The 25,382-nt window shown below is 41.8% G+C and carries 19 protein-coding genes, 1 tRNA gene and 3 rRNA genes; 4 read left to right on the top strand and 19 right to left on the bottom strand.

The window, feature by feature from the left end; all coding sequences use genetic code 11:
- From BTA34_RS00785 to BTA34_RS00775, 3 genes are read right to left on the bottom strand one after another with little or no spacing between them, the layout of a single operon-like run.
- Window positions 1-807, bottom strand: coding sequence for a putative hydro-lyase (locus tag BTA34_RS00785; protein WP_151434110.1), 807 nt, complete (start codon window positions 805-807; stop codon window positions 1-3).
- Window positions 804-1,595, bottom strand: coding sequence for a LamB/YcsF family protein (locus BTA34_RS00780; RefSeq protein ID WP_151434109.1), 792 nt, complete (start codon window positions 1,593-1,595; stop codon window positions 804-806). Before BTA34_RS00780 ends, BTA34_RS00785 begins: the two co-directional genes overlap by 4 nt.
- Window positions 1,596-1,608: 13 nt before the next feature.
- Window positions 1,609-2,859, bottom strand: a complete 1,251-nt coding sequence (locus BTA34_RS00775) for an NRAMP family divalent metal transporter (RefSeq protein ID WP_151434108.1) — start codon at window positions 2,857-2,859, stop codon at window positions 1,609-1,611.
- Between the two features lie 468 nt (window positions 2,860-3,327).
- Between BTA34_RS00775 and BTA34_RS00770 the strand changes: the two genes are divergently transcribed.
- Window positions 3,328-3,987 carry a GntR family transcriptional regulator gene (locus BTA34_RS00770; RefSeq protein WP_151434107.1) on the top strand — a complete coding sequence of 220 codons (660 nt, stop codon included), beginning with the start codon at window positions 3,328-3,330 and terminating at the stop codon, window positions 3,985-3,987.
- A 144-nt stretch (window positions 3,988-4,131) separates the two neighbouring features.
- On the opposite strand, the gene rrf is transcribed toward BTA34_RS00770, so the two are convergent.
- The 8 genes from rrf to pepQ form a co-directional block, all read right to left on the bottom strand.
- Window positions 4,132-4,247 (bottom strand): 5S ribosomal RNA (rrf, locus tag BTA34_RS00765).
- A 119-nt stretch (window positions 4,248-4,366) separates the two neighbouring features.
- A 23S ribosomal RNA gene (locus BTA34_RS00760) occupies window positions 4,367-7,269 on the bottom strand.
- Window positions 7,270-7,636: 367 nt separating this feature from the next.
- Window positions 7,637-7,712, bottom strand: a tRNA-Glu gene (locus BTA34_RS00755).
- A gap of 84 nt (window positions 7,713-7,796) precedes the next feature.
- Window positions 7,797-9,339: ribosomal RNA gene (locus BTA34_RS00750) — 16S ribosomal RNA — on the bottom strand.
- The 16S, 23S and 5S rRNA genes sit together here with 1 tRNA gene alongside, the layout of an rRNA operon.
- A 419-nt stretch (window positions 9,340-9,758) precedes the next feature.
- Window positions 9,759-10,289 (bottom strand): menaquinone-dependent protoporphyrinogen IX dehydrogenase, encoded by a 531-nt coding sequence (hemG, locus tag BTA34_RS00745; RefSeq protein ID WP_100158035.1) that lies wholly within the window; start codon window positions 10,287-10,289, stop codon window positions 9,759-9,761.
- A gap of 20 nt (window positions 10,290-10,309) precedes the next feature.
- Window positions 10,310-11,761, bottom strand: coding sequence for a Trk system potassium transporter TrkH (trkH, locus tag BTA34_RS00740; RefSeq protein WP_151434106.1), 1,452 nt, complete (start codon window positions 11,759-11,761; stop codon window positions 10,310-10,312).
- A 25-nt stretch (window positions 11,762-11,786) separates the two neighbouring features.
- Window positions 11,787-12,407 carry an IMPACT family protein gene (locus BTA34_RS00735; RefSeq protein ID WP_151434105.1) on the bottom strand — a complete coding sequence of 207 codons (621 nt, stop codon included), beginning with the start codon at window positions 12,405-12,407 and terminating at the stop codon, window positions 11,787-11,789.
- Window positions 12,407-13,741 (bottom strand): Xaa-Pro dipeptidase, encoded by a 1,335-nt coding sequence (gene pepQ, locus BTA34_RS00730; protein WP_151434104.1) that lies wholly within the window; start codon window positions 13,739-13,741, stop codon window positions 12,407-12,409. The genes BTA34_RS00735 and pepQ overlap by 1 nt, the downstream gene beginning before the upstream one ends.
- A gap of 267 nt (window positions 13,742-14,008) precedes the next feature.
- Here pepQ and fadB point away from each other — a divergent pair, with 267 nt between their 5' ends.
- Together fadB and fadA are read left to right on the top strand one after the other, a co-directional pair.
- Window positions 14,009-16,189 carry a fatty acid oxidation complex subunit alpha FadB gene (gene fadB / locus BTA34_RS00725; RefSeq protein WP_151434103.1) on the top strand — a complete coding sequence of 727 codons (2,181 nt, stop codon included), beginning with the start codon at window positions 14,009-14,011 and terminating at the stop codon, window positions 16,187-16,189.
- 11 nt (window positions 16,190-16,200) lie between these two features.
- Window positions 16,201-17,364, top strand: a complete 1,164-nt coding sequence (gene fadA, locus BTA34_RS00720) for an acetyl-CoA C-acyltransferase FadA (RefSeq protein ID WP_151434102.1) — start codon at window positions 16,201-16,203, stop codon at window positions 17,362-17,364.
- Between the two features lie 150 nt (window positions 17,365-17,514).
- Here the strand turns inward: fadA and fre are convergent, their stop codons facing one another.
- The 3 genes from fre to pepE form a co-directional block, all read right to left on the bottom strand.
- The gene (fre, locus tag BTA34_RS00715) at window positions 17,515-18,216 is read right to left on the bottom strand and encodes an NAD(P)H-flavin reductase (RefSeq protein WP_151434101.1); all 702 of its coding nucleotides are present in this window, start codon (window positions 18,214-18,216) and stop codon (window positions 17,515-17,517) included.
- Window positions 18,217-18,231: 15 nt separating this feature from the next.
- Entirely contained in the window at window positions 18,232-19,701 is a 1,470-nt protein-coding gene (gene ubiD / locus BTA34_RS00710) for a 4-hydroxy-3-polyprenylbenzoate decarboxylase (RefSeq protein WP_151436708.1), read from the bottom strand.
- Between the two features lie 120 nt (window positions 19,702-19,821).
- Window positions 19,822-20,547 (bottom strand): dipeptidase PepE, encoded by a 726-nt coding sequence (pepE, locus tag BTA34_RS00705; RefSeq protein ID WP_100158028.1) that lies wholly within the window; start codon window positions 20,545-20,547, stop codon window positions 19,822-19,824.
- Between the two features lie 290 nt (window positions 20,548-20,837).
- Here pepE and rfaH point away from each other — a divergent pair, with 290 nt between their 5' ends.
- The gene (gene rfaH, locus BTA34_RS00700; RefSeq protein ID WP_023583494.1) at window positions 20,838-21,338 is read left to right on the top strand and encodes a transcription/translation regulatory transformer protein RfaH; all 501 of its coding nucleotides are present in this window, start codon (window positions 20,838-20,840) and stop codon (window positions 21,336-21,338) included.
- Between the two features lie 62 nt (window positions 21,339-21,400).
- Here the strand turns inward: rfaH and tatC are convergent, their stop codons facing one another.
- The 5 genes from tatC to BTA34_RS00675 form a co-directional block, all read right to left on the bottom strand.
- Complete coding sequence (gene tatC / locus BTA34_RS00695) at window positions 21,401-22,186, bottom strand: Sec-independent protein translocase subunit TatC (protein ID WP_151434100.1); 786 nt, start codon at window positions 22,184-22,186, stop codon at window positions 21,401-21,403.
- A gap of 3 nt (window positions 22,187-22,189) precedes the next feature.
- Window positions 22,190-22,705 (bottom strand): Sec-independent protein translocase protein TatB, encoded by a 516-nt coding sequence (tatB, locus tag BTA34_RS00690; protein WP_151434099.1) that lies wholly within the window; start codon window positions 22,703-22,705, stop codon window positions 22,190-22,192.
- 3 nt (window positions 22,706-22,708) lie between these two features.
- Complete coding sequence (gene tatA, locus BTA34_RS00685) at window positions 22,709-22,978, bottom strand: Sec-independent protein translocase subunit TatA (RefSeq protein WP_151434098.1); 270 nt, start codon at window positions 22,976-22,978, stop codon at window positions 22,709-22,711.
- A gap of 125 nt (window positions 22,979-23,103) precedes the next feature.
- A complete protein-coding gene (gene ubiB, locus BTA34_RS00680) occupies window positions 23,104-24,741 on the bottom strand; it encodes a ubiquinone biosynthesis regulatory protein kinase UbiB (protein WP_151434097.1) in 1,638 nt (545 codons plus the stop codon).
- A complete protein-coding gene (locus BTA34_RS00675; RefSeq protein WP_075672295.1) occupies window positions 24,741-25,382 on the bottom strand; it encodes a ubiquinone biosynthesis accessory factor UbiJ in 642 nt (213 codons plus the stop codon). Before BTA34_RS00675 ends, ubiB begins: the two co-directional genes overlap by 1 nt.

Here is a 25,382-nt window from a genome sequence, read left to right as displayed (position 1 = left end):
TTATACGTGATAAGCAGCATCAGGCACATCGGTAATAAACATATGCCCCGGAGCATGGCTGATTGCAAAAGGAACACCTGAACGCATCACTGCCGCTTGTGGAGTTACACCACAAGCCCAAAATACGGGGATCTCGCCTTCTTCAATTCTCACTGAGGAGCCAAAATCTGGCGACATAATATCTTTAATACCCAGCGCATCAGGCGCGCCAATATGTACGGGAGCACCATGTACAGAAGGGAAGCGCCCACTGATCATCACAGCATCAGAGACTCTATCCGCTGGAATAGGACGCATTGAAACCACTAACTCGCCTTCTAATCGCCCAGCAGGGCGACATAAGCGATTCGTTTTATACATCGGAACATTGCAGTTATCTGTGATATGGCGAATTTCAATGCCCGCTTCTAACATTGACGTTTCAAATGTGAAACTACAGCCAATAAGAAACGTAACGAGATCGGGATGTTGCGCCCAAAGCTCAGTAGCATCCGTAATTTCATCAACTAATTTGCCATTTTCCCAAACATGATAAAGAGGAATGTCAGTACGTAAATCAGCGTCTTTTGCTAAAACAGTGCGATAACTTCCTGACTCACACACATCTAAAATAGGGCAACTTTTCGGATTACGTTGGGCATAGAGCAGAAAATCAAACGCCCAATCACGCGGCAAGCTAATCATATTAGCTTGTGTCATTCCTTTTGCCATACCCGCTGTTGGTATAGCTAAACCATTGCGAATAGCCAGTCGAGCTTCTTGTGCTTTGGCAATGGCACCCGCGGTTGCTTGCATTAAGTTAGTCATTTTTGTACCTCACTTTTAAGAGATAGAGGTGCAAAAGGCTTAATGCTAACACCATGATTAATTAAAATTTCTTTTACACTTTTAGCCAGAGCCACAGCATCAGGGCTATCACCATGAACACAAATAGAATCAGCCTGTATTATGGTAAAAATACCTTCTATAGATTCAATTCCACCTTCTTGCACAAGTCGTAACATGCGTTGTGCAACAAGTTGGGGATCATGTAAAACGGCCCCCTCTTTTTTGCGAGAAACTAATGTGCCATCAGCGTGATAAGCTCTATCTGCAAAGGCTTCAGCAATCACACGAAGCCCCTTTTCTTTTGCCAGTTCAATAAGGGGAGAGCCAGCCAAAGCAACTAAAATAAGTTGTGGATCGATGGCGAGGATCGCATCAATAACTGCAAGTGCTTGGCGTTTATCATGAGCAATAGTGTTATAAAGCGCGCCATGGGGCTTCACATAAGTCACACTCAAACCCACGGCTTTAGCCAATCCTTGCAAAGCACCTATTTGATAAATCACATCTGCCGTTAATTCATCACTGGCGATATCCATATTGCGGCGACCAAAGCCCACTAAATCAGGATAAGCAACATGTGCTCCTATTGCGACATTGTGCTGTTTCGCTGCTTTTAATGTTTTTAAAATGCCATCTGGTGAACCTGCATGAAAGCCGCAAGCAATATTGGCACTACTGACAATTTCAAGCACTGCATTATCATTGCCCATCGTCCATTGGCCGAAGCTCTCACCTAAATCACTGTTTAAATCGACTGCTTTTATCATCGTTATTATTCTCTTAAGCAATGTTGAGGTAGTTGAAAATAGCACCCACGGACATAATTCCCATGTACCAAGTCAGCGCACAGACTAAAATACCTGACCACAGTAACCATGCAGGATATTTATAACCATTCATGAGATCTTGGCGACGCCATGCAACAAAAATGAAAAGTGTCATACCAATAGGTAAAATCAATCCATTAAAGCCGCCGGCAAAGACTAATAATGCAGCCGGAGCCGTTCCCATAACCATATAAATGACGAGTGAAATAGCGATAAAAATAATAGTTGCGATATTACGTTGACGTTCAGTAACACCGTTTTTAAATACAGTAATAAATGACATTGAGGTATAAGCAGCACCAATCACACTCGTTAATGCAGCTGCCCATAAAATAAGACCGAAGATGCGTAATCCAGTTAAACCCGCAGCATGTTGAAATGCTTGAGAAGCCGGATTTGCTGCATGGCTAGAAATATCTAAGGTTACGCCACTGGCAACTACACCTAAAATGGCAAGAAACAGGATATAGCGCATTAATCCAACAACTAAAATTCCCTTGGTTGCAGCGCTTGATACAGCATCAATATTCTCAATACCCGTTGTTCCTTTATCAAGAAGACGGTGAGCGCCCGCATAACAGATATAACCACCTACAGTCCCACCAACAATTGTCGTGATCGTAGCGAAGTTAATTGCATCAGGTAAAACAGTTTGTCTTAATGCCTCGCCTACAGGGGGGTTAGACGCAATCATGACAAAAACCGTCAGTAAGATCATGACGAGACCAAGAATAATGATCATACGATCAATAAAGTTACTGGCTTTGCGTGATGAGAAAATATAGATCGCAAGTAAAGCACTTAAGATCCCACCCCATTTAGGATCAAGACCAACCATCGCATTAAGCCCTAATCCAGCACCTGCAATGTTACCCACGTTAAATACTAAACCGCCAAAAATAACTAATACAGCAAGTAAGTAGCCACTACCTGGTATTGCTTTGTTAGCAATATCTGAAGCTCGCATATTGGTAACGGTGATCACTCGCCAAATACTTTGCTGAACAACATAGTCGATAATGATTGATGCTAAAATACCAAATGCAAATGCGGCTCCCATCGTGGCAGTAAAGGTTGCAGTTTGAGTAATAAAACCTGGCCCAATTGCTGACGTTGCCATTAAAAAAATGGCAGCGATTAGTGAAGAGCGTCTATTTTTTATAAACGTACTTGATGTTGTATTTGCAGTGTCTTGTGTAGCCATGAGCTACCCCCTTTATCATCATTATTTTAATTATTATTACTAAGGCAATTAGCGTGCCATTGTTGAGCATGAATACGTAATTGTTAATCACCTGATATTAGATTGTTGAACAATTAATAATAATAGATGAATAAATAAGCAAATAGATTTAAATACGGGATGATAAAAGTGCAAAGAAGATCGCATTTTTAACATTTTGTTGACAATTATGACGTATTCATGAGCCATGAATATGCACTTAAATGAGGCATAAAAAGCTCAGTCGCACAAAAATAGTGCGCTAGATGGAATGAAAAATAAGTTTAATTACTAAAATATCGTAAGGAAAAATTAATTTTTTTTGATGGAAATAAATAGACAGCTATACTCGATACAGTGAGAAGTACGACAGAGTGACATAATAGAGGTTATATATTACAAAACACACTGATAGAATAGACGCTTCTATTAAGCTAATAGCAGAAGATAATGCAGAAAAAAACATCTCCACAAATTCTTTCTCAAAAAGTCGCAAATATTATTCGGCAAAAAATCACTATTGGAGAATTACCTCCTGGTGAAAGATTGTCAGAAACTGCATTAAGTGAAACGCTAGAGATATCGCGCAATACTTTAAGAGAGGTTTTCCGCGTTCTTACCCAAGAAGGGCTTTTGACTTATAAACCTAATCGCGGTGTTTTTGTTTCTGTACCAGATATGGCAAGTATCATGGATATTTATCGTGTAAGACGATTAATTGAATGTGATGCTCTACGACATTCTTATCCTATGCATCCCGCTATTGTTAGAATGCAAGATAGTGTTAATCAAGCAAAAATTTTTCAAGAACAACAAGATTGGAGCGGTGTAGGAACCTGTAATATGCACTTTCATACCGCGATTGTGGAGCTTTCAGATAGCCCTAGATTGTTTAAACAATACCAACTTATTCTAGCTGAATTACGTTTAGCATTTGGCTTACTCAATGATCCGCAATTACTACACGCACCTTATATTGAAAAAAATGAACAGATTTTAATGCTATTGATGGATGGAAAAGCGCAAGAAGCCGCGGGCGCAATGGAAGACTATTTAGAAATTTCAGAAAGGACTGTGTTAGCAGCATTTTCTCGTCATAACTTCTGTTAAAAGATCATAAAAAATGCCTTAAATTAGGGCATTTTTATATTCAGAATTTAGGATAATATTTAAAATTCACTCATTTTTGATCTTTTAAAAACTCCAAACGCAAAAAAGCCAACCCATTGGGTTGGCTTTCTTGTCTTATTTAATGCCTGGCAGTTCCCTACTCTCACATGGGGAGACCCCACACTACCATCGGCGCTACAACGTTTCACTTCTGAGTTCGGCATGGATTCAGGTGGGTCCGCTGCGCTATGGCCGCCAAGCAAATTCGGTTTTATTACCCGTTACTGTCGTTTCTTCCTCAGTAACCAGCAATATGCAATCTTAAACAAGCCTACTTCATCTACTCTTCGTCTCTCAGACAAAACACCTTCGGTGTTGTCAGGTTAAGCCTCACGGTTCATTAGTACTGGTTAGCTCAACGTATCGCTACGCTTACACACCCAGCCTATCAACGTCTTAGTCTTAAACGTTCCTTTAGGTCACTCTAGGTGACAGGGAAGACTCATCTCGAGGCAAGTTTCCCGCTTAGATGCTTTCAGCGGTTATCTCTTCCGCACTTAGCTACCGGGCAATGCCATTGGCATGACAACCCGAACACCAGTGGTGCGTTCACTCCGGTCCTCTCGTACTAGGAGCAACCCCTCTCAATCTTCCAACGCCCACGGCAGATAGGGACCGAACTGTCTCACGACGTTCTAAACCCAGCTCGCGTACCACTTTAAATGGCGAACAGCCATACCCTTGGGACCTACTTCAGCCCCAGGATGTGATGAGCCGACATCGAGGTGCCAAACACCGCCGTCGATATGAACTCTTGGGCGGTATCAGCCTGTTATCCCCGGAGTACCTTTTATCCGTTGAGCGATGGCCCTTCCATTCAGAACCACCGGATCACTAAGACCTACTTTCGTACCTGCTCGAGCCGTCACTCTCACAGTCAAGCTGGCTTATGCCTTTGCACTAACCGCATGATGTCCGACCATGCTTAGCCAACCTTCGTGCTCCTCCGTTACTCTTTAGGAGGAGACCGCCCCAGTCAAACTACCCACCAGACACGGTCCCCGATCCAGATTATGGACCTAGGTTAGAACATCAAACGTTAAAGGGTGGTATTTCAAGGTTGACTCCATGCAGACTGGCGTCCACACTTCAAAGTCTCCCACCTATCCTACACATCAAGGCTCAATGTTCAGTGTCAAGCTATAGTAAAGGTTCACGGGGTCTTTCCGTCTTGCCGCGGGTACACTGCATCTTCACAGCGAGTTCAATTTCACTGAGTCTCGGGTGGAGACAGCCTGGCCATCATTACGCCATTCGTGCAGGTCGGAACTTACCCGACAAGGAATTTCGCTACCTTAGGACCGTTATAGTTACGGCCGCCGTTTACTGGGGCTTCGATCAAGAGCTTCTCCCTAAGGATAACCCCATCAATTAACCTTCCAGCACCGGGCAGGCGTCACACCGTATACGTCCACTTTCGTGTTTGCACAGTGCTGTGTTTTTAATAAACAGTTGCAGCCAGCTGGTATCTTCGACTGGCTTCGGCTCTGTCCGCGAGGGACTTCACTTACCGCCAGCGTGCCTTCTCCCGAAGTTACGGCACCATTTTGCCTAGTTCCTTCACCCGAGTTCTCTCAAGCGCCTGAGTATTCTCTACCTGACCACCTGTGTCGGTTTGGGGTACGATTGTTGGTAACCTGAAGCTTAGAGGCTTTTCCTGGAAGCAGGGCATCAATTGCTTCACCACCTTAGTGGCTCGTCATCACACCTCAGCATTAAGTGACCGGATTTGCCTAATCACTCTGCCTACATGCTTGAACCGGGACGACCGTCGCCCGGACAACCTAGCCTTCTCCGTTCCCCCATCGCAGTTACCACCAGTACGGGAATATTAACCCGTTTCCCATCGACTACGCTTTTCAGCCTCGCCTTAGGGGTCGACTCACCCTGCCCCGATTAACGTTGGACAGGAACCCTTGGTCTTCCGGCGTGCGGGTTTTTCACCCGCATTATCGTTACTTATGTCAGCATTCGCACTTCTGATACCTCCAGCATACCTCACAGTACACCTTCGCAGGCTTACAGAACGCTCCCCTACCCAACAACACATAGTGTCGCTGCCGCAGCTTCGGTGCATGGTTTAGCCCCGTTACATCTTCCGCGCGGGCCGACTCGACCAGTGAGCTATTACGCTTTCTTTAAATGATGGCTGCTTCTAAGCCAACATCCTGGCTGTCTGAGCCTTCCCACTTCGTTTCCCACTTAACCATGACTTTGGGACCTTAGCTGGCGGTCTGGGTTGTTTCCCTCTTCACGACGGACGTTAGCACCCGCCGTGTGTCTCCCGTGATAACATTCTTCGGTATTCGCAGTTTGCATCGAGTTGGTAAGTCGGGATGACCCCCTAGTCGAAACAGTGCTCTACCCCCGAAGATGAGTTCACGAGGCGCTACCTAAATAGCTTTCGGGGAGAACCAGCTATCTCCCGGTTTGATTGGCCTTTCACCCCCATCCACAAGTCATCCGCTAATTTTTCAACATTAGTCGGTTCGGTCCTCCAGTTAGTGTTACCCAACCTTCAACCTGCCCATGGATAGATCACCGGGTTTCGGGTCTATACCCTGCAACTCATTCGCCCAGTTAAGACTCGGTTTCCCTACGGCTCCCCTATACGGTTAACCTTGCTACAGAATATAAGTCGCTGACCCATTATACAAAAGGTACGCAGTCACCTCACGAAGAGGCTCCTACTGCTTGTACGTACACGGTTTCAGGTTCTTTTTCACTCCCCTCGCCGGGGTTCTTTTCGCCTTTCCCTCACGGTACTGGTTCACTATCGGTCAATCAGGAGTATTTAGCCTTGGAGGATGGTCCCCCCATATTCAGACAGGATAACACGTGTCCCGCCCTACTCGTCGAGTTCACAATAACAGCATCTTCAGATACGGGGCTATCACCCTTTACTGCCGGACTTTCCAGACCGTTCTCCTGATGCTGCTGTTGATTAAGACTCTGGGCTGTTCCCCGTTCGCTCGCCGCTACTAGGGGAATCTCGGTTGATTTCTTTTCCTCGGGGTACTGAGATGTTTCAGTTCTCCCGGTTCGCTTCATTAACCTATGTATTCAGTTAATGATAATATCCATTGGATATTGGGTTTCCCCATTCGGAAATCGTCGGGTATAACGGTTCATATCACCTTACCGACGCTTATCGCAGATTAGCACGTCCTTCATCGCCTCTGATTGCCTAGGCATCCACCGTGTACGCTTATTCGCTTAACCTCACAACCCGAAGGTGTCTTTTTCGATGACTCTCTTGGTGGTGATGGCTGCGCAGATTACATTTCATCGTTGGGCAGTGCTCGCAATGCTCACATACTTTAGTATGCTGCGCTTGCTGTGCGCTGGCCGCCTCGAACTGTAAATTGCTCGCTCATCCCACTTTGATGTCAAAAACACATTCAAAGCTTGAGATTTTGAGAGACTCATCAATATACCTCGGTGATATATTGATTTGTTTTCAATTTTTCAGCTTGTTCCAGATTGTTAAAGAGCATAATAGGTAAAATAACTCATGCGAATTATCTTAACTATTCTCTGATTCTTATCAGACTATAGTGTGGTACGCCTTTCACTCATACCGCGCAATTGGCGTCCCCTAGGGGATTCGAACCCCTGTTACCGCCGTGAAAGGGCGGTGTCCTAGGCCTCTAGACGAAGGGGACTTCAGTCAGCTTCGCAGACGCGCTTTTGCTCGTTCTTCATCAGACAATCTGTGTGAGCACTGCACATAACACGTATCTCTTAGGTAAGGAGGTGATCCAACCGCAGGTTCCCCTACGGTTACCTTGTTACGACTTCACCCCAGTCATGAATCACAAAGTGGTAAGCGCCCTCCCGAAGGTTAAGCTACCTACTTCTTTTGCAACCCACTCCCATGGTGTGACGGGCGGTGTGTACAAGGCCCGGGAACGTATTCACCGTAGCATTCTGATCTACGATTACTAGCGATTCCGACTTCATGGAGTCGAGTTGCAGACTCCAATCCGGACTACGACAGACTTTATGAGTTCCGCTTGCTCTCGCGAGGTCGCTTCTCTTTGTATCTGCCATTGTAGCACGTGTGTAGCCCTACTCGTAAGGGCCATGATGACTTGACGTCATCCCCACCTTCCTCCGGTTTATCACCGGCAGTCTCCTTTGAGTTCCCACCATTACGTGCTGGCAACAAAGGATAAGGGTTGCGCTCGTTGCGGGACTTAACCCAACATTTCACAACACGAGCTGACGACAGCCATGCAGCACCTGTCTCAGAGTTCCCGAAGGCACTCCTCTATCTCTAAAGGATTCTCTGGATGTCAAGAGTAGGTAAGGTTCTTCGCGTTGCATCGAATTAAACCACATGCTCCACCGCTTGTGCGGGCCCCCGTCAATTCATTTGAGTTTTAACCTTGCGGCCGTACTCCCCAGGCGGTCGATTTAACGCGTTAGCTCCAGAAGCCACGGTTCAAGACCACAACCTCTAAATCGACATCGTTTACAGCGTGGACTACCAGGGTATCTAATCCTGTTTGCTCCCCACGCTTTCGCACCTGAGCGTCAGTCTTTGTCCAGGGGGCCGCCTTCGCCACCGGTATTCCTCCACATCTCTACGCATTTCACCGCTACACGTGGAATTCTACCCCCCTCTACAAGACTCTAGCCAACCAGTTTCAGATGCAATTCCCAAGTTAAGCTCGGGGCTTTCACATCTGACTTAATTGACCGCCTGCGTGCGCTTTACGCCCAGTAATTCCGATTAACGCTTGCACCCTCCGTATTACCGCGGCTGCTGGCACGGAGTTAGCCGGTGCTTCTTCTGCGGGTAACGTCAATTGATAAAGGTATTAACTTTATCACCTTCCTCCCCGCTGAAAGTACTTTACAACCCTAAGGCCTTCTTCATACACGCGGCATGGCTGCATCAGGCTTGCGCCCATTGTGCAATATTCCCCACTGCTGCCTCCCGTAGGAGTCTGGGCCGTGTCTCAGTCCCAGTGTGGCTGATCATCCTCTCAGACCAGCTAGAGATCGTCGCCTAGGTGAGCCATTACCTCACCTACTAGCTAATCCCATATGGGTTCATCCGATAGCGCAAGGTCCGAAGAGCCCCTGCTTTGGTCCGTAGACGTCATGCGGTATTAGCTACCGTTTCCAGTAGTTATCCCCCTCTATCGGGCAGATCCCCATACATTACTCACCCGTCCGCCGCTCGTCAGCAAGAAAGCAAGCTTTCCTCTGTTACCGCTCGACTTGCATGTGTTAGGCCTGCCGCCAGCGTTCAATCTGAGCCATGATCAAACTCTTCAATTAAAAGTGTTTGATGCTCAAAGAAATCGAAAACTTAGCTATTCATAAATGAATTTACTTTTGTTGTTCACTCTTCAAGACTTGATACATCTAATATTTTAGAAGATATCGTCTCTGCGAGTGCCCACACAGATTGTCTGATAATTTGTTAAAGAGCAGTGCAACATTCGCTGCCGTTTCCGGTCTTCTGCGTTGTTGCGAGGAGGCGTATATTACGTTATTCCTCTGAAGAGTCAAGAGTTTTTTCAAACTTTTTTCTTTTCTCTTCACCGTCCTGCGTGGCTTGTTGTTTGCTCATCGCCGGTCAGTGGATGCGCATTATAGGGAGATCTCGGATTAGCGCAAGTGTTTTTTTAAAATAATTTTCTGTTCGTTCAAAACTCCAACAAGACGTATAAAAACCCCACAGCAAAGATTAAATATCACTCAATTTTGGCAAAATGCGTCGCAAATTCGCTTACTTTATTCCAATCCGTATATTCAATTTCTTTTGTTGGGTCCGTTTCACCTTTAGTCATCTTCATAATTAACTGGATCATGACTCTATCAATCCATTTATAACGAGGGTAAAAAAGTGCGCCGGCAAAAACACCCGTTAACGTTGGCTTCCATGGAGTCTTATCTAAAAACTTACGCATATAAGCATTCGTCTCAGGTGTATTCTTTTCTGCTTTTCTTGCCGTAAGATTAACGCCAAAGAATGCGGACGGCATACTATTCAATTGTGCAAGATGACGAGTGATAAATTTATCGAGAGCTTTATTAAAGTAACCATAACGAATCGAAGCGCCCACTAAGACTTTATTATAAGCAGACAAATTTAAACTCTGCTGAACAGAGGTTAAATCTCTCACATCACATTCATGACCGTGTTGTCTTAATTCATTCGCGATTTGTGTCATTATCTTTTTAGTTTGCCCATCAGTACTACAATACAACAATAGCGCGCTCATACATTGCTCCTTGTATTAGGTTAATCACGCCAAAACGTTGGGGTAAATAAAACCAATAGTGTGAAAACTTCTAGTCGCCCAAATAACATTGTCACGACTAATATCCATTTTGCAGCTGGATTCATTGTCGTGAAGTTATCGGCGACAATACCTAACCCAGGACCAAGATTATTTAATGTAGTGGCAATAGCAGAAAATGCAGAAAATTCATCAACGCCTGTCGCTATCAACAACATTAAGCTAATAATAAATACCAACGCATAAGCGGAGAAAAATCCCCACACTGCTTCAATAATGCGTTCAGGTAATGCTCGGTGACCAAGTTTGATGGTATAAACGGCATTAGGGTGAACAAGACGTTTTAATTCACGATTCCCTTGTAGGAATAAAAGCAAGATACGAATGACTTTCAATCCCCCACCCGTTGATCCTGCACAACCACCAATAAACGCAGAGCATAATAATAGAAGAGGCAAAAATGCAGGCCATTGTGCAAAACTATCCGTGGCAAAGCCCGCGGTTGTCGCCATAGAGACAACTTGGAAAAAAGCCTGATTTATGGTTATCCATCCTGAGTCATATACAGAATAAAGCCATAGAATGCCGCTACAAATAATGACTAATCCCAATTGAATTGAGATAAACATACGAAATTCAGGATCACGCCAATAAATATTTAAGCTTCTTCCCGTGAGTACGGCAAAGTGCAAACCAAAGTTACAACCAGAGATCAGAAGGAATACACCAATAATGATGTTAATGGTTGGGCTATTAAAATAACCAATACTGGCATCGTGGGTAGAAAACCCACCAATCGCAATAGTTGAAAAGCTATGAGAAATAGCATCGAACACATCCATACCAGCAATCCATAATGCTAAGGCACAAATGATCGTTAATAAGACGTAAATAAGCCAAAGTGCTTTCGCTGTTTCTGCAATTCGAGGTCGCATTTTATTATCTTTCAATGGACCCGGCATTTCTGCACGATATAACTGCATTCCCCCAACACCTAAAAGTGGAAGAATAGCGACAGCTAATACGATGATCCCCATTCCGCCTAACCATTGGAGCATTTGGCGATAAAACAAAATAGCTTTAGGTAATGAATCTAACCCTACAAGCGTCGTGGCTCCGGTTGTAGTCAGTCCAGAGAAAGATTCAAAAAAGGCATCAGTAATGGAAAGATTGGGTTGTTCAGAAAAGATAAACGGTAATGCCCCTACACTGCCTAGCACCGTCCAAAATAAGACAACAATAAGAAAGCCTTCTTTAGGCTTAAGCTCACTTTTTTTATGTCGATTGGGGATCCACAGCATTAACCCAATGATCAAGGCGACAATAAATGTTTGGCTAAATGCACGCCCTGCGCCATCTCGATATATTAATGCGACAATACCGGGAATGATCATCGTGACAGAAAATAAGATAACAAGCAGTCCGACAATACGGGTTATTGAACGAAAATGCATTTAGCGATTTCCTTGGTAGCAAAGATTATTCATTTTTATCTAACGGGATTAATTGCATACTGCCACGACTTATATCGCGTAGTTTAACTTCAACTTCATCACTATGCACGGCAGGTAATGAAAGTACAAAAGTGACTTTATCAGTATATTCACTTGAAAGTACTTGCCCCTGATATTGTTCAACAACTTGTTCAAGTAATGAAACCAGTGAATATTCACACGCTACACTAAAACGCAACTGTGGTACTTTCGTTTTCGTTGGCAAAAGCTTTAATGCTTGTTGAACACCACTGCCATAAGCTCTAACTAACCCACCGGTTCCTAATTTGATCCCACCGAAATACCGTACAACCACTGCGGTGACTTCTCCCATTCCACTCCCTAAAAGAGGAGCAAGAATAGGTTTTCCCGCAGTACCTGTTGGCTCCCCATCATCAGAAAAACCTAACTGTTGTGAGTCATCAGGTCTTCCTGCAACAAAAGCCCAACAATGGTGCCGGGCATCAGGGAATTGTTCTTTGATAGACTGGATATACGCTTTTGCTGCATCAATACCTTCAGTGTGAGCAATAAATGTAATAAAACGACTCTTCTTTATTTCTTCACTGAATTCTACGGTTTCAGCGGGGATCAAATACGCTTTCATCAGGCTAAATGTAAGTCTCTGGTCATATTTTCAATTTTGTTATCGTGGATAATAATATTATCTTCAATACGAATACCACCAAATGGTTTGAAATGCTCAATAAGCTTCCAATCGAAATGAGTACTGTATTTTCCTTCTTTCCATGGCGCTAGCAGAGAGTCGATAAAGTAAAATCCAGGTTCAATTGTTAATACCATGCCCGGTTCAACAATACGTGTGCAACGTAAGAATGGATACATTGAAGGAGCCGCTAAATGGGTACCTTTATCATCTTGCATAAATCCAGCAGCATCATGAACTTGCAGACCTAAAGCATGCCCTAAGCCATGAGGTAAAAATGGTGTAGTTAATCCAGCACTTACCATCTCTTCTTCACTCACACCTTTAACAATACCGTATTTATTGAGTAATCCAGCAATACGTTGATGCATTTGAACATGATATTCAGTGTAACGTACTCCAGCCTTCATCGTTGCAATCAGTGCTTGTTGCGCATCATTCATATCTTTAACTAACGAAGTAAATTCATGATTTTCTTTTGCGCTATAAGTACGAGTGATATCTGCCGCGTAGCCATTATACTCTGCACCTGCATCAATAAGGAAACTGCGATACTCATCTGGTGATTCATGATCTAATTTTGTGTAGTGCAAAACAGCAGCGTGTTCATTTAAGGCGACGATATTGCCATAAGGAACATCGGTATCACGATGACCCGTAGCCATTAAATACGCCATATTAATATCAAACTCACTTAATCCAGCTTGGAAAGCTTCATGAGCGGCAATATGCCCGTTGACGGCCATTTTTTGTGCTTCACGCATACAAGCTAATTCATAACCTGTTTTATAGGCACGGTAATAATGATAATAATTAAGAAGAGATTGATTGTTGATATTATCAATACTCACACCTAATGATTCTGCTCGCTGTGTATTTGGACCAATATAAGCAGTATTTTTATTAATATAAGGTGCTAGCTCTTTTTGAATATCATCAACATTTTTAAGATGAATTAGCTCAATTTCATGAGTCCAATAGCTACTTGGTAAAGCTTCAACACTATGCCAATAGTCAACTGGAGAATAGAACCATAATTTAGGTTTATTAACGCCATCCGCTAATAACCAACAATGTGGTACATCTGTAACAGGCACCCATGCTTTAAAATGAGCATTCACTTTAAAAGGGTAATCACTGTCATCAAGGAAAACACGGATAGGTTCACCAGAATGAATTAATACAGAATCAAGATGGTGTCTGGATAAAGCATCACGAGTACGATTTTGTAGAGTTTTGATATGTTCTTGGTACAGAGAGAGCAATTTTTCCATTATTAATTACCTTATCTTATTCATTGTTAATGATTCAGCTTAACACGCCAACTCTTTGAGTGGCTAACGCCATAACAAAAATAGATTATTACCGATTTATCTCCCCTCTTTTTATCAAACTGAGCAACAGCATAGAATTCAATAAGTTGAATAATTTCACTGTGATCACCCTTGCAGTTTTTTAATCAAATATTTGCATTTATTTAACATAGTATTCACACTCTTATTATCTGGTCATACCAGTCTATACATTTAGGGAGAATACAAATGCTCTATCAAAGCGAAAATATTCAAGCCGATTGGGTGAAACAAGGTATTGTTGAACTCATTTTTAACGCCAAAGGTTCTATTAATAAATTAGATACCAAAACGGTTGCAATGCTAAGTGAAGCTTTAGCAGTATTAGAAGCAACTCCGGGACTAAAAGGTGTTATCTTGCGTTCCGAAAAACCGGCTTTTATTGTCGGTGCTGATATTACCGAGTTTTTATCCCTTTTTGATGCTCCTGAAGAAGAATTGACTCAGTGGCTACATTTTTCTAATCAGATTTTTAATCGACTTGAAGACCTACCTGTTCCTACCGTTTCCGCTATCAATGGTTACGCACTTGGCGGTGGCTGCGAGTGTGTACTTGCTACTGATTTTCGTATCGCTTCTCCTGATCTGCGTATCGGTTTACCAGAAACAAAACTTGGGATCATGCCGGGCTTTGGCGGCTCAGTACGTCTTCCTCGTTTGATTGGTGTCGATAACGCATTAGAAATTATTACTGCTGGCAAAGATGTTGATGCCCAAACTGCACTTAAAAATGGATTAATCCAAGCAATTGTCCCTCTAGAAAATTTAAAAGAAAGTGCTATTTCGCTAATCGAGCAAGCAATTGAAGGCAAAATTGATTGGAAAGCTGCACGTCACCCAAAAACAGCACCATTAAGACTGACAGAGCTTGAACATAAAATGTCTTTCAGTGTGGCTAAAGGTATGGTGATGAAAGTAGCAGGACCTCACTATCCAGCACCAATCACCGCAGTAAAAACAATTGAAAAATCAGCCTTTCTAAATAGAGATGAAGCACTGGCTCTTGAAACTGAAAGCTTTGTTAAGCTCACACGCACTGATGTTGCAAAAGCCTTAGTCGGTATTTTCCTTAATGATCAGTACGTTAAAAATATCACAAAAAAACGTCATGCCGAATTGCCTAAACAGGCTGCAGTACTAGGTGCTGGGATCATGGGGGGTGGAATTTCCTACCAATCCGCCTTAAAAGGTATTCCTGTCGTAATGAAGGATATTAATCAAAAATCCCTTGAGCTAGGTATGAATGAAGCGTTAAGCCTGCTACAAAAACGCCAAGAAAAAGGTCGAATGAGTGCTGTTGATATGGCAAAAACGCTCGCCTCTATTCAACCAACACTAAATTATGCTTCTGTCAGTGATGCCGATGTTATTGTCGAAGCTGTTGTTGAAAATCCAAAAGTAAAAGCAACTGTACTTGCAGAAACAGAAGCGCTATTGGCTGATAACGCGGTACTTGCGTCAAATACCTCTACGATCCCTATTTCCCTGCTCGCAAAATCATTGAAGCGTCCTGAAAATTTCTGTGGGATGCACTTCTTTAATCCTGTTCATCGAATGCCGCTGGTTGAAATCATTAAAGGTGAAAAAACCAGTGAAGAGACGATTAACCGTATTGTCAGTTACGCCAGTAAAATGGGAAAAACACCGATTATTGTTAATGATTGTCCTGGCTTCTTTGTAAACCGAGTTCTCTTTCCTTATTTTGCAGGATTTTCTCTATTACTAAGAGATGGCGCGGATTTTATTGCTGTTGATAAAGTGATGGAAAAGATATTTGGCTGGCCTATGGGACCTGCATACCTGCTTGATGTTGTGGGTATTGATACGGCAAATCACGCTCAAGCCGTAATGGCTCAGGGTTTCCCTGACAGAATGGGAACGATTGAGCGAGATGCTATTGCTCTTTTATATGAGCAACAGCGATATGGTCAGAAAAATAATCATGGTTTCTATAATTACGCAGTTGATAAACGGGGTAAAAAACAGAAATCTGTTGATGGTCAAATTCAAACGCTTATTCAGCAAAATGCGGGCAAAACACAAGAGTTTAGCCAAAATGCAATTATCGCTCGGATGATGATCCCAATGATTAATGAAGTTATCCGTTGTTTAGATGAAGGTATTATTGCCTCACCAGCAGAAGCGGATATTGCATTAGTTTATGGTTTAGGCTTCCCTCCTTTCCGAGGTGGTGTATTCCGTTACCTTGATACCATCGGATTAGCGCAATTTGTTGCCGATGCACAGCAATACGCATCATTAGGACCTCTATATCAAATTCCTGAAAGCTTAAAACAGAAAGCGCAACGCAACGAAACCTATTATCCAAAGCCCGCAAAAGTAGATGTTAACATCAGAGAACTCGCTTAAGGAGATATGAAATGGAAAAGGTTGTCATAATTGATGGTATTCGTACTCCAATGGGACGCTCAAAAGGTGGTGCATTTCGCCATGTCAGAGCGGAAAACCTCTCTGCACAATTGATGCAAGCACTACTAACACGTAATCCGAATATTAATCCCAATGATATTGGTGATGTGATTTGGGGCTGTGTACAACAAACTTTAGAGCAAGGTTTTAATATCGCTCGTAATGCGGCGTTATTGGCTGAACTTCCACACAAGGTTCCAGCAGTTACCATTAATCGGTTATGTGGTTCATCAATGCAAGCATTACATGATGGCGCCCGCCAAATTATGCTGGGTGATAGTCAAGTCGCATTAATCGGCGGCGTTGAACATATGGGTCACGTACCAATGACTTATAATGCAGACTTTAATCCATCACTTAATCTTTCTGTTGCTAAAGCCTCATTTTCAATGGGATTAACAGCAGAAATGCTCGCAAAATCATTCCAAATTTCACGCGAGGATCAAGATAAATTTGCTTATCGCTCACATCATTTAGCAGCGATTGCGACACAGCAAGGCTATTTTGATAATGAGATAATACCTATCAATGGTCATGATGCTATAGGCAATTTTATCAATGTAAAAAATGATGAAGTGATTCGTTATAACCCTAGCCTTGAAGAATTAGCGCAGCTTAAACCTGTGTTTGATCCAGCGACAGGCTCTGTAACAGCAGGCAATTCATCCGCAGTTTCTGATGGTGCATCCGCTATGTTTATCACCAGTGAACGTTATGCCAAAGAGCATAATTTAACGCCTCGCGCCATTATTCGTTCAATGGCTGTGACTGGATGTGACCCCGCAATTATGGGTTATGGCCCTGTTCCTGCAACAGAAATCGCATTGAAAAAAGCGGGATTAACATTAGGTGATATTGATATTTTTGAGCTAAATGAAGCTTTTGCCGCGCAGTCATTAGCTTGCATGAAGAAAATGAATTTGCTCGATAGTATCGATGACAAGATTAATTTAAATGGCGGAGCGATTGCCTTAGGGCATCCTTTAGGATGTTCAGGCTCTCGAATAACCACTTCATTATTAAATATTATGGAACGTAAAGATGCACAATTTGGCTTAGCCACAATGTGTATTGGATTAGGGCAAGGTATTGCAACGATTATAGAACGTGTTTAATACGGTATTCTGTATATCCACGTTCTGATCGTTAGGAACGTATTCTTTTCGATTGCATGGTTAGAAACCATTTTCCCGCCGTCAGGGGCGGGTTTTTTTTATGGTTTTAAAAACAAAAATAATAACAAATAACGGAGTACTCTCGTTTTATCAGATAAATTCAAAAGCATCGCTAAATAGGCGGGTTTTATCTGCATTGCGCTCACTGCAAAAACGATCTCTGGCGATTTTAGCCATCTCAAAACGTCCTGCGATGTAAATATCATATTCTGATAAATCACCAAAATCTTCGCTTATTGCCGTTAATACCGTTCCTTTTCGGCCTCGCCAAGTCTCCTCTGGTTGCTCGACCACAGGAATAACCGTTAAAGACGGATGCAATTCTGATAATTCTTGTAATTCATTAAGATCATAGAGGTGAATGCTTTCTCTTCCCCCCCAATAGATCGTAATAGATCGCTGTGGGTTTTCAGCTAATGCCGCCAATAAAATTGAGTGGGTATAAGAAAATCCTGTACCGCCAGCAATTAATAGTAGAGGACGTTGACTCTCTTTTTTAAACCACGCATTTCCATGAGGAATATCAATGGTAAGCTGCTGCTTTTCTAATATCACATCAAGCACTGCCATCGCATAAAGATTGAGTTCAGACGCACCAATATGAAGTTCAATAAAGTCTTTATTCTCAGGTATAGATGCAATAGAAAAAGGACGTTTATCACGTTCATCCATAACAGCTAAAAGATATTGCCCAGCCTGAAAATCAAATTCGCCATCAGGTAATAGCCTTACCCGATAAACCGTATCTGTCATCGGCTCAACAAGTGAGACTTTACAATTCAATATTGCCATGTTGTTCCTCTGTTATTATTTAAGAATATCGAGCTGTTCCCAAATAGTATCGACTCGTTGCTTAACTTCATCAGACATCACAATAGGTCTACCCCATTCTCTATCTGTCTCACCCGGCCATTTGTTAGTCGCATCAAGACCCATTTTTGATCCTAATCCTGAAACAGGTGAAGCGAAGTCGAGATAATCAATAGGCGTATTCTCCATCAGAATAGTATCCCTTGCAGGATCCATTCTAGTCGTGATTGCCCAAATCACATCTTTCCAATCTCTTGCATTGACATCATCATCGCAAACAATCACAAATTTGGTGTACATAAATTGCCGTAAGTAAGACCAAACTCCCATCATTACGCGTTTAGCATGACCCGCATACTGTTTCTTCATTGTTACAACGGCTAAACGGTAAGAACATCCTTCAGGAGGTAAATAAAAATCTACAATTTCAGGAAACTGTTTTTGTAATATCGGAACAAGCACTTCATTCAACGCAACACCTAATACCGCGGGTTCATCAGGTGGACGCCCTGTATATGTTGAATGATAAATTGCATCTTTACGACGCGTTAAATGCGTAATGGTAAACACAGGGAAAGAGTCAATCTCATTATAATATCCAGTGTGATCACCATATGGTCCTTCTGGGGCTAATTCGCCCGGTTCTATATAACCTTCAAGGATAATTTCAGCACTTGCAGGTACTTCAAGATCATTTGAAAGACATTTTACAACTTCTGATTTATTACCCCGTAATAAACCAGCGAATGCATATTCAGATAATGTATCTGGTACAGGTGTTACAGCACCTAAAATAGTAGCAGGATCTGCCCCTAATGCCACTGAAACTGGGAATCGTTCACCGGGATGTTTTTGGCACCATTCTTGAAAATCTAACGCACCACCACGATGCGATAACCAGCGCATAATCACTTTATTTTTACCCAGCACTTGCTGGCGATAAATACCCAGATTTTGGCGCTCTTTCAATGGGCCACGAGTCACCGTTAATCCCCAAGTAATCAAAGGTGCCGCATCTTCAGGCCAACAATGCATAACAGGGATCTGGGTTAAATCAACATCATCACCTGTTAAAACCACCTCCTGACAAGGGGCTTTACTCAAGCGTTTTGTTGGCATATTTAAAACTTGCTTAAACTTAGGTAATTTATCGAAGAGATCACGAAAACCTTTCGGAGGATCAGGTTCTTTTAGAAAAGCCAATAACTTTCCAACTTCGTGTAAGGCTTTAACATCATCTTGCCCCATTCCCATTGCCACACGCTCTGGTGTACCAAATAAGTTACAAAGCACGGGCATATCATACCCTTTAGGATTTTCAAACAGCAGCGCTGGCCCACCGGCACGTAAAGTTCTGTCCGCTATTTCGGTCATTTCAAGGTAGGGATCTATTTCATAGGTGATACGTTTTAATTCACCTTTTTCTTCTAATAATGAAAGGAAATCTCTTAAATCGCGGTATTTCATCATAATCTTACGAGCCAGTGAGTGAAAGAAAAGAGGGCCAATGCCCTCTTTGAGACGCTATAAGCTAAACGCATAACTCACTAAAATGCAATGCTTTTTATTTAGTCGCGTTCACTATACTTATAAACAGCGGAATGGAACCCACTCTGAAAGCAATTTAGTATCAAACTGTTCAGGGAATGTTTTTCCATGTTGGAAGATTTTAAAACCTTCATTTTTAGCGCTGTAATAACGTAATTCTTCACCTTGAATATATAAGTAACTCCCTTCACGGATAGCTACAACAATCTCTTCAGGGTTAATTGCACAAAACTCTGCAATACGCTCATCGCGCGTTTCACCCATATGACCACTGATAGAAGCATCAATGTAATGTGGGTTAATTTGGACAGGGAATAAGCCTAATGAAGGCATAATAACAGAGGAGCGTACTGGCATATCATTAGTGGTACGAATTGTTGGTGTTGCGACATTACAACCTGCACTCCAACCAATATACGGAATATTGCGCTCACGTACAGCACGTTGAATTGGAACAACCAATCCTTTCTCATGCAGCATTTGGTTTAATAGCCAAGTATTACCACCACTGACTAAAATACATTCTGCATTATTGATTGCGTCTACTTCTGAATCAAAATGTTCAATGCAAGTAACTTCAATACCTAACACTTCTGATAAATCACGAGCGCGTTGGTCATGATCGGAACGAATAACGGCATAAGCAATTAATACAGCGGAACGAATACCGCGTTTTTTAATCATGCTATCGATATTATCTTTTGCATAACTTAACCAACGTGGATCCCCGGCAATTTTTCCGTTACTTAATAAAAAAACTTCCATTACAGAACCTCTTTATAATTATGAACAAAATTCTAAGATAATTATCTTGAGAGCTTTTTCTTATTTTTACCATCACTTTTTTATTAACTTGTTACCTCTATCCGAGATCCAAGTGAAAGTAACAAAAACAAGCGCTTTTATTGCTTATAAACACAGCTTTTCTGTGCTTTTTTCAGTATAAAACCACGTTACTCTATTTTTTATTTCATCCCCCGATAGATAACTGTTACCTTAATGATAAATTTGCTATTATCACTTAAATTAAATTTAACTAACCTATTGTCTCTATTATGAAAAACTGGCATTTGCTGTATTGTAAACGAGGGCAAATTCCTCGTGCTATCGAACACTTAGAACGTCAGCAAGTGGGCTGTTTTACACCTATGGTAACCATAGAAAAAGTATTAAGAGGAAAGCGCACTACCGTAACAGAACCACTTTTCCCTAATTATCTTTTTATAGAATTTGATCCTGAAGTGATCCACACCACGACGATTAACTCAACGCGTGGAGTAAACTCGTTTGTTCGCTTTGGGCAATATCCTGTCACTGTTCCTCAAGATGTGATTGATACACTGCAAATACCTCAGCTTTCTTCTCTCACTTATAGTGAAGAAAATGTACCTCACAGTGGCGATAGCGTATTAATAACAGAAGGGATTTTTCAAGGGATCAAAGCCATATATCAAGAGCCTGATGGTGAAGCCCGTTCGATTTTGCTTTTAAATATATTAAATAGTGAAGTAAAAAAATCCGTGGGAAATAAAGAGTTTAAAAAAGAGTCGCTCTAGAAAAAGTTAACCCAGCAATCGCTGGGCTAATATCATATGATTTTAGAAAATCGGTTCTAAAATTATTTTTGCTGTTCTGCTTCAGCTTCAGCCTCTGCTTCCTCAGCTCCTTCTTCATCTGTTCTTCTTCCCTTGCCTACATAAAAGCGCGATACCATGACACCGATTTCAAACAGTAAGTACATAGGTATTGCGAGTAAGGTTTGAGAGAAAACATCTGGTGGTGTCAAAATCATACCAACGACAAAGGCACCGACAAGAATATAAGGACGTTTTTTCTTTAATGCTTCCGGTGTCGTTACACCACTCCAACACAGTAAAATAATCGCAATCGGTACTTCAAAAGCTGCACCAAACGCCATAAATAACGTCATTACGAAACTTAGATATTTACTGATATCTGGAATAAAGTTAACCCCTTCAGGGGTTGTATTAACAAAGAAGCCAAACGCGAGAGGGAACACAACAAAATAAGCAAACGCCATACCGAGGTAGAATAATACCGTACTTGAAACAAGTAATGGCAGCATTAAGCGGCGTTCGTGTTTATACAATGCTGGTGCGATAAAAGCCCATACCTGATAAAGAATAATAGGTACAGAAGCAAAAATGGATACCATTATTGTCAATTTAATCGGAGTCAAAAAAGTAGAGGCAACATCTGTCGCACTCATATTTGACCCTTTTGGCAACTTATCGAGTAATGGAGCCGAGACTAATTGATAGATATCATTAGAAAAATAAACCAGCGCTAAAAAAACCACTAGAACTGAGATTAAGCTATACATCAAACGCTTACGAAGTTCTATTAAATGGCTGATCAGCGGTTGGGTATCATTTACTGCCATGTTTTAATGCTCACCATTGACCTGATCAGTTGTTTTTTTCTCTATTGTTACTGGCTGAGTAACAGGAACTTCTGTCTTTGTAACACTTTCTGCCACAGGTTTATGGCGATTAGCATCATCATTAACTTCATCAGCTTCAGCAAGTTCAGCTAAATCAGAAGGTGAAGGTTCCGTAGAGTCGGTTTTTACAGACTGCTCTTTCGTGGAGTCTGGCGTTGCAGGAGCTTGATAAGTTTGTTTTAAAGACTGTGCAGCCTCTTTTAACTCATCCATAGACGCTTTCAGCTCTGGCGACAACGTTTGTAAATTCGCTTTCTCTTCAACTTTTTTCAAGCTCTCTTGGAGTTCTTGAAGTTTTAGTTCTTGAGCCAGTTCATTTTGCACATTCGCAGCCAAAGAGCGTAGCGCCCTTACCCAGCCAGCAATTGTTTTTACTGCTACGGGCAAACGTTCTGGCCCCAGAAAAACAAGACCAATCACCATGACCAATAGCAGCTGACTAAAACCAATGTCAAACACGGTTTACACCTGCTCTTTGTTTTTGCTCTCAGTTGTAGACTTCTCTTCTGTTGAAGTCTTCTGCGCTAAATTTTTAGTATCAAAATCTGCGTCATTATTTGTTTTTTCAGCGTTGCTGGTGTCTTTATCTGCAGTTTCGTCACCAATCGCTTTTTTAAAGCCTTTTACTGATGCGCCTAAATCTGAGCCTAATGTGCGCAGTTTATTTGTACCAAATAATAAGACAACGATGACAGCGATGATGAGTAATTGCCAAATGCTAATACCGCCCATTTTATGTTCCTCAACTATTTTCGGGGTTATACTTAATAACAGTGCCCATTATATACAACGAATTCAATTTTCGGGAATCTCGAATTCATCTTTTAATTTGCTCAAAGACAAACTTTGATGCGTTTTTATTGTGCATTACCAGATCTAAACCAACCCAAAATCCATGCAAGAAGACCTAAACTGATAAAAACACTGAATAATGTTTTAAAACCAGAAACAAAAAACAGGCTACCGCATAAAAACAGTGTTGTACCTATACCCAATAAAAATAGAGACTGTCTCTGTTTGACTCTTTGCGAACTTATTTGTTCCGTCAATTTGTCTAGCGTTAACTTCATATTTTTATGTTGCTTCAGACTATCATAAACCAGCTCTGGTATCTCTGGCATTTTTTCAATCCAGTAAGGCGCTTTGCTCTTTATGCCATTCACTAATGCCGTGATACCAATTTGACTATGTAGCCAATCTTCTAAGAAAGGTTTTGCCGTTTTCCATAAATCCAATTGTGGATATAATTGACGCCCAAGCCCTTCAACATAAAGCAATGTTTTTTGAAGTAAAACTAACTGTGGTTGTACTTCCATATTGAAACGACGTGCTGTATTGAAAAGATTAAGTAACACATGTCCAAATGAGATCTCAGAAAGTGGTTTTTCAAAAATCGGTTCACACACAGTACGGATCGCAAATTCAAAATCTTCCACATTGGTATCTGCTGGCACCCAGCCTGAATCAACATGTAATTCTGCAACTTTCCGATAATCGCGGTTAAAGAAAGCTAAGAAGTTTTCAGCTAAATAGCGTTTATCTTCTTTATTTAATGAGCCAACGATACCGCAATCAATACCAATATAATATGGGTTCTCAGGGTGATCATAGCTAATGAACACATTACCAGGATGCATATCAGCATGGAAAAAACTGTCTCTAAACACCTGAGTAAAAAAGACTTTTACGCCACGCTCTGCAAGAAGCTTCATATTCGTTTTTTGTGCATTCAACGCTTCAATATCAGAAACGGGAATACCATAAATACGCTCCATTACCATTACGTTTTCATGGCAATAATCTGAATACACTTCAGGAATATACAACATAGAGCTATTTTCAAAATTACGACGTAGCTGAATAGCATTCGCAGCTTCACGCAGTAAATTTAGCTCATCAAGTAATGTCTTTTCGTATTCGCGGATCACTTCTTTTGGTCGTAAACGACGACCATCAGGTAAAAACGGTAATAAATTTGCCAAGCGATACATCAAACGGATATCTGCTTTTATCACCGGTTGGATATCGGGACGAATAACCTTTAGTACCACTTCTTTGCCGTTTTCTTTTAATTTTGCCGTGTGAACCTGCGCAATAGAAGCGGAAGCGAGTGGCGTTTCATCAAAATCATCAAACCATTGGTCGATAGGGCAACCAAATGAGTTTTCAATATATTGTCGTGCTTTCTTACCATCAAAAGGAGCAACTTTGTCTTGCAATAAGGCAAGCTGATCAGCGATCTGAGGAGGGAAAAGATCACGTCGAGTTGATAACATTTGACCTAATTTAATCCAAACAGGGCCTAATGTTTGCAATGCGAGTCGTAAGCGTTCACCTAATGGTTTTTCTGGATGTTTATTTTTGATCCAAAATAGTGTTCGGCATCCTAATCTTACAGGTAAGGTAATTCGGTGTTTAGGAATTAACTCATCAAGCCCATAAGATAAAAATACCTGAATAATATGATAGAGGCGCTTTAACTCACTCAGGAGCATTATTTTTTCTCCAATGTGCCTAACCGTTTTTCCAGCTCGGCGGTTTGCTGTGCAAGTTCTTCTATTTCATCATAAAAATGGACTGTTTCTAATGCACTAGGTGCGGTTTTCCACTCTTCAATTAATGCGTCACGTAAATAATCTTTTTGGTGACTTAAGAGTGAAGAAAATAACTGAACGCCCTTTCCTGCAACAACAGTCAGGCTTTGCGCCGCAATGTCACCAATATAAGGTGCTAAATATTGCGCGGGGTCCCACTGCGCCATATCTAATAATGCAGACCAATTTTGCACAACCTGCATATCGCCATCAATAGTGATATCGCCACGGTTGATTAGTTCTGACATTTTTTGACGGTCACGAAGCTTAATCAGAGTTAATAGTTTTGTTTTTATCAAACAATCAGTTTCATCATCCCACTGACTTAATACATCAACTTGTTGTTCGCTAAAGACTAAGTAGATGGAACGAGGAAACTCATTGATAGAAAGCGCCAACACTTTGCCCGCAAGGCGATTGCGGGCAGGTTTAAGCACATTTTCCTGATATAAAACGTGATTAAGTGCTGTCTCCATAGATGCTGTTAACAGCGGATACAGTACTTGAGAAGCAATATCATGAGAAAAAGTGGCTTTTTCCAT

It is taken from the genome of Proteus sp. CD3 (genome assembly GCF_008808075.1).
GTDB classification, from domain to species: Bacteria; Pseudomonadota; Gammaproteobacteria; order Enterobacterales; family Enterobacteriaceae; genus Proteus; species Proteus appendicitidis.
Note: the sequence above shows the minus strand (reverse complement) of the source record. Positions and strands in the feature narration are given on the sequence as shown.

Bases quoted from the DNA above. Each gene is read 5' to 3' on its own strand.
- BTA34_RS00780 (WP_151434109.1), bottom strand. From the start codon at position 1,595: ATGATAAAAGCAGTCGATTTAAACAGTGATTTAGGTGAGAGCTTCGGC.
- fre (WP_151434101.1), bottom strand. From the start codon at position 18,216: ATGGCAATATTGAATTGTAAAGTCTCACTTGTTGAGCCGATGACAGAT.
- rfaH (WP_023583494.1), top strand. From the start codon at position 20,838: ATGAAAAACTGGCATTTGCTGTATTGTAAACGAGGGCAAATTCCTCGT.
- BTA34_RS00785 (WP_151434110.1), bottom strand. From the start codon at position 807: ATGACTAACTTAATGCAAGCAACCGCGGGTGCCATTGCCAAAGCACAA.
- pepE (WP_100158028.1), bottom strand. From the start codon at position 20,547: ATGGAAGTTTTTTTATTAAGTAACGGAAAAATTGCCGGGGATCCACGT.
- BTA34_RS00770 (WP_151434107.1), top strand. From the start codon at position 3,328: ATGCAGAAAAAAACATCTCCACAAATTCTTTCTCAAAAAGTCGCAAAT.
- BTA34_RS00775 (WP_151434108.1), bottom strand. From the start codon at position 2,859: ATGGCTACACAAGACACTGCAAATACAACATCAAGTACGTTTATAAAA.
- tatA (WP_151434098.1), bottom strand. From the start codon at position 22,978: ATGGGCGGTATTAGCATTTGGCAATTACTCATCATCGCTGTCATCGTT.
- BTA34_RS00735 (WP_151434105.1), bottom strand. From the start codon at position 12,407: ATGAAAGCGTATTTGATCCCCGCTGAAACCGTAGAATTCAGTGAAGAA.
- trkH (WP_151434106.1), bottom strand. From the start codon at position 11,761: ATGCATTTTCGTTCAATAACCCGTATTGTCGGACTGCTTGTTATCTTA.
- BTA34_RS00675 (WP_075672295.1), bottom strand. From the start codon at position 25,382: ATGGAAAAAGCCACTTTTTCTCATGATATTGCTTCTCAAGTACTGTAT.
- pepQ (WP_151434104.1), bottom strand. From the start codon at position 13,741: ATGGAAAAATTGCTCTCTCTGTACCAAGAACATATCAAAACTCTACAA.
- ubiB (WP_151434097.1), bottom strand. From the start codon at position 24,741: ATGCTCCTGAGTGAGTTAAAGCGCCTCTATCATATTATTCAGGTATTT.
- fadA (WP_151434102.1), top strand. From the start codon at position 16,201: ATGGAAAAGGTTGTCATAATTGATGGTATTCGTACTCCAATGGGACGC.
- hemG (WP_100158035.1), bottom strand. From the start codon at position 10,289: ATGAGCGCGCTATTGTTGTATTGTAGTACTGATGGGCAAACTAAAAAG.
- tatC (WP_151434100.1), bottom strand. From the start codon at position 22,186: ATGGCAGTAAATGATACCCAACCGCTGATCAGCCATTTAATAGAACTT.
- ubiD (WP_151436708.1), bottom strand. From the start codon at position 19,701: ATGAAATACCGCGATTTAAGAGATTTCCTTTCATTATTAGAAGAAAAA.
- fadB (WP_151434103.1), top strand. From the start codon at position 14,009: ATGCTCTATCAAAGCGAAAATATTCAAGCCGATTGGGTGAAACAAGGT.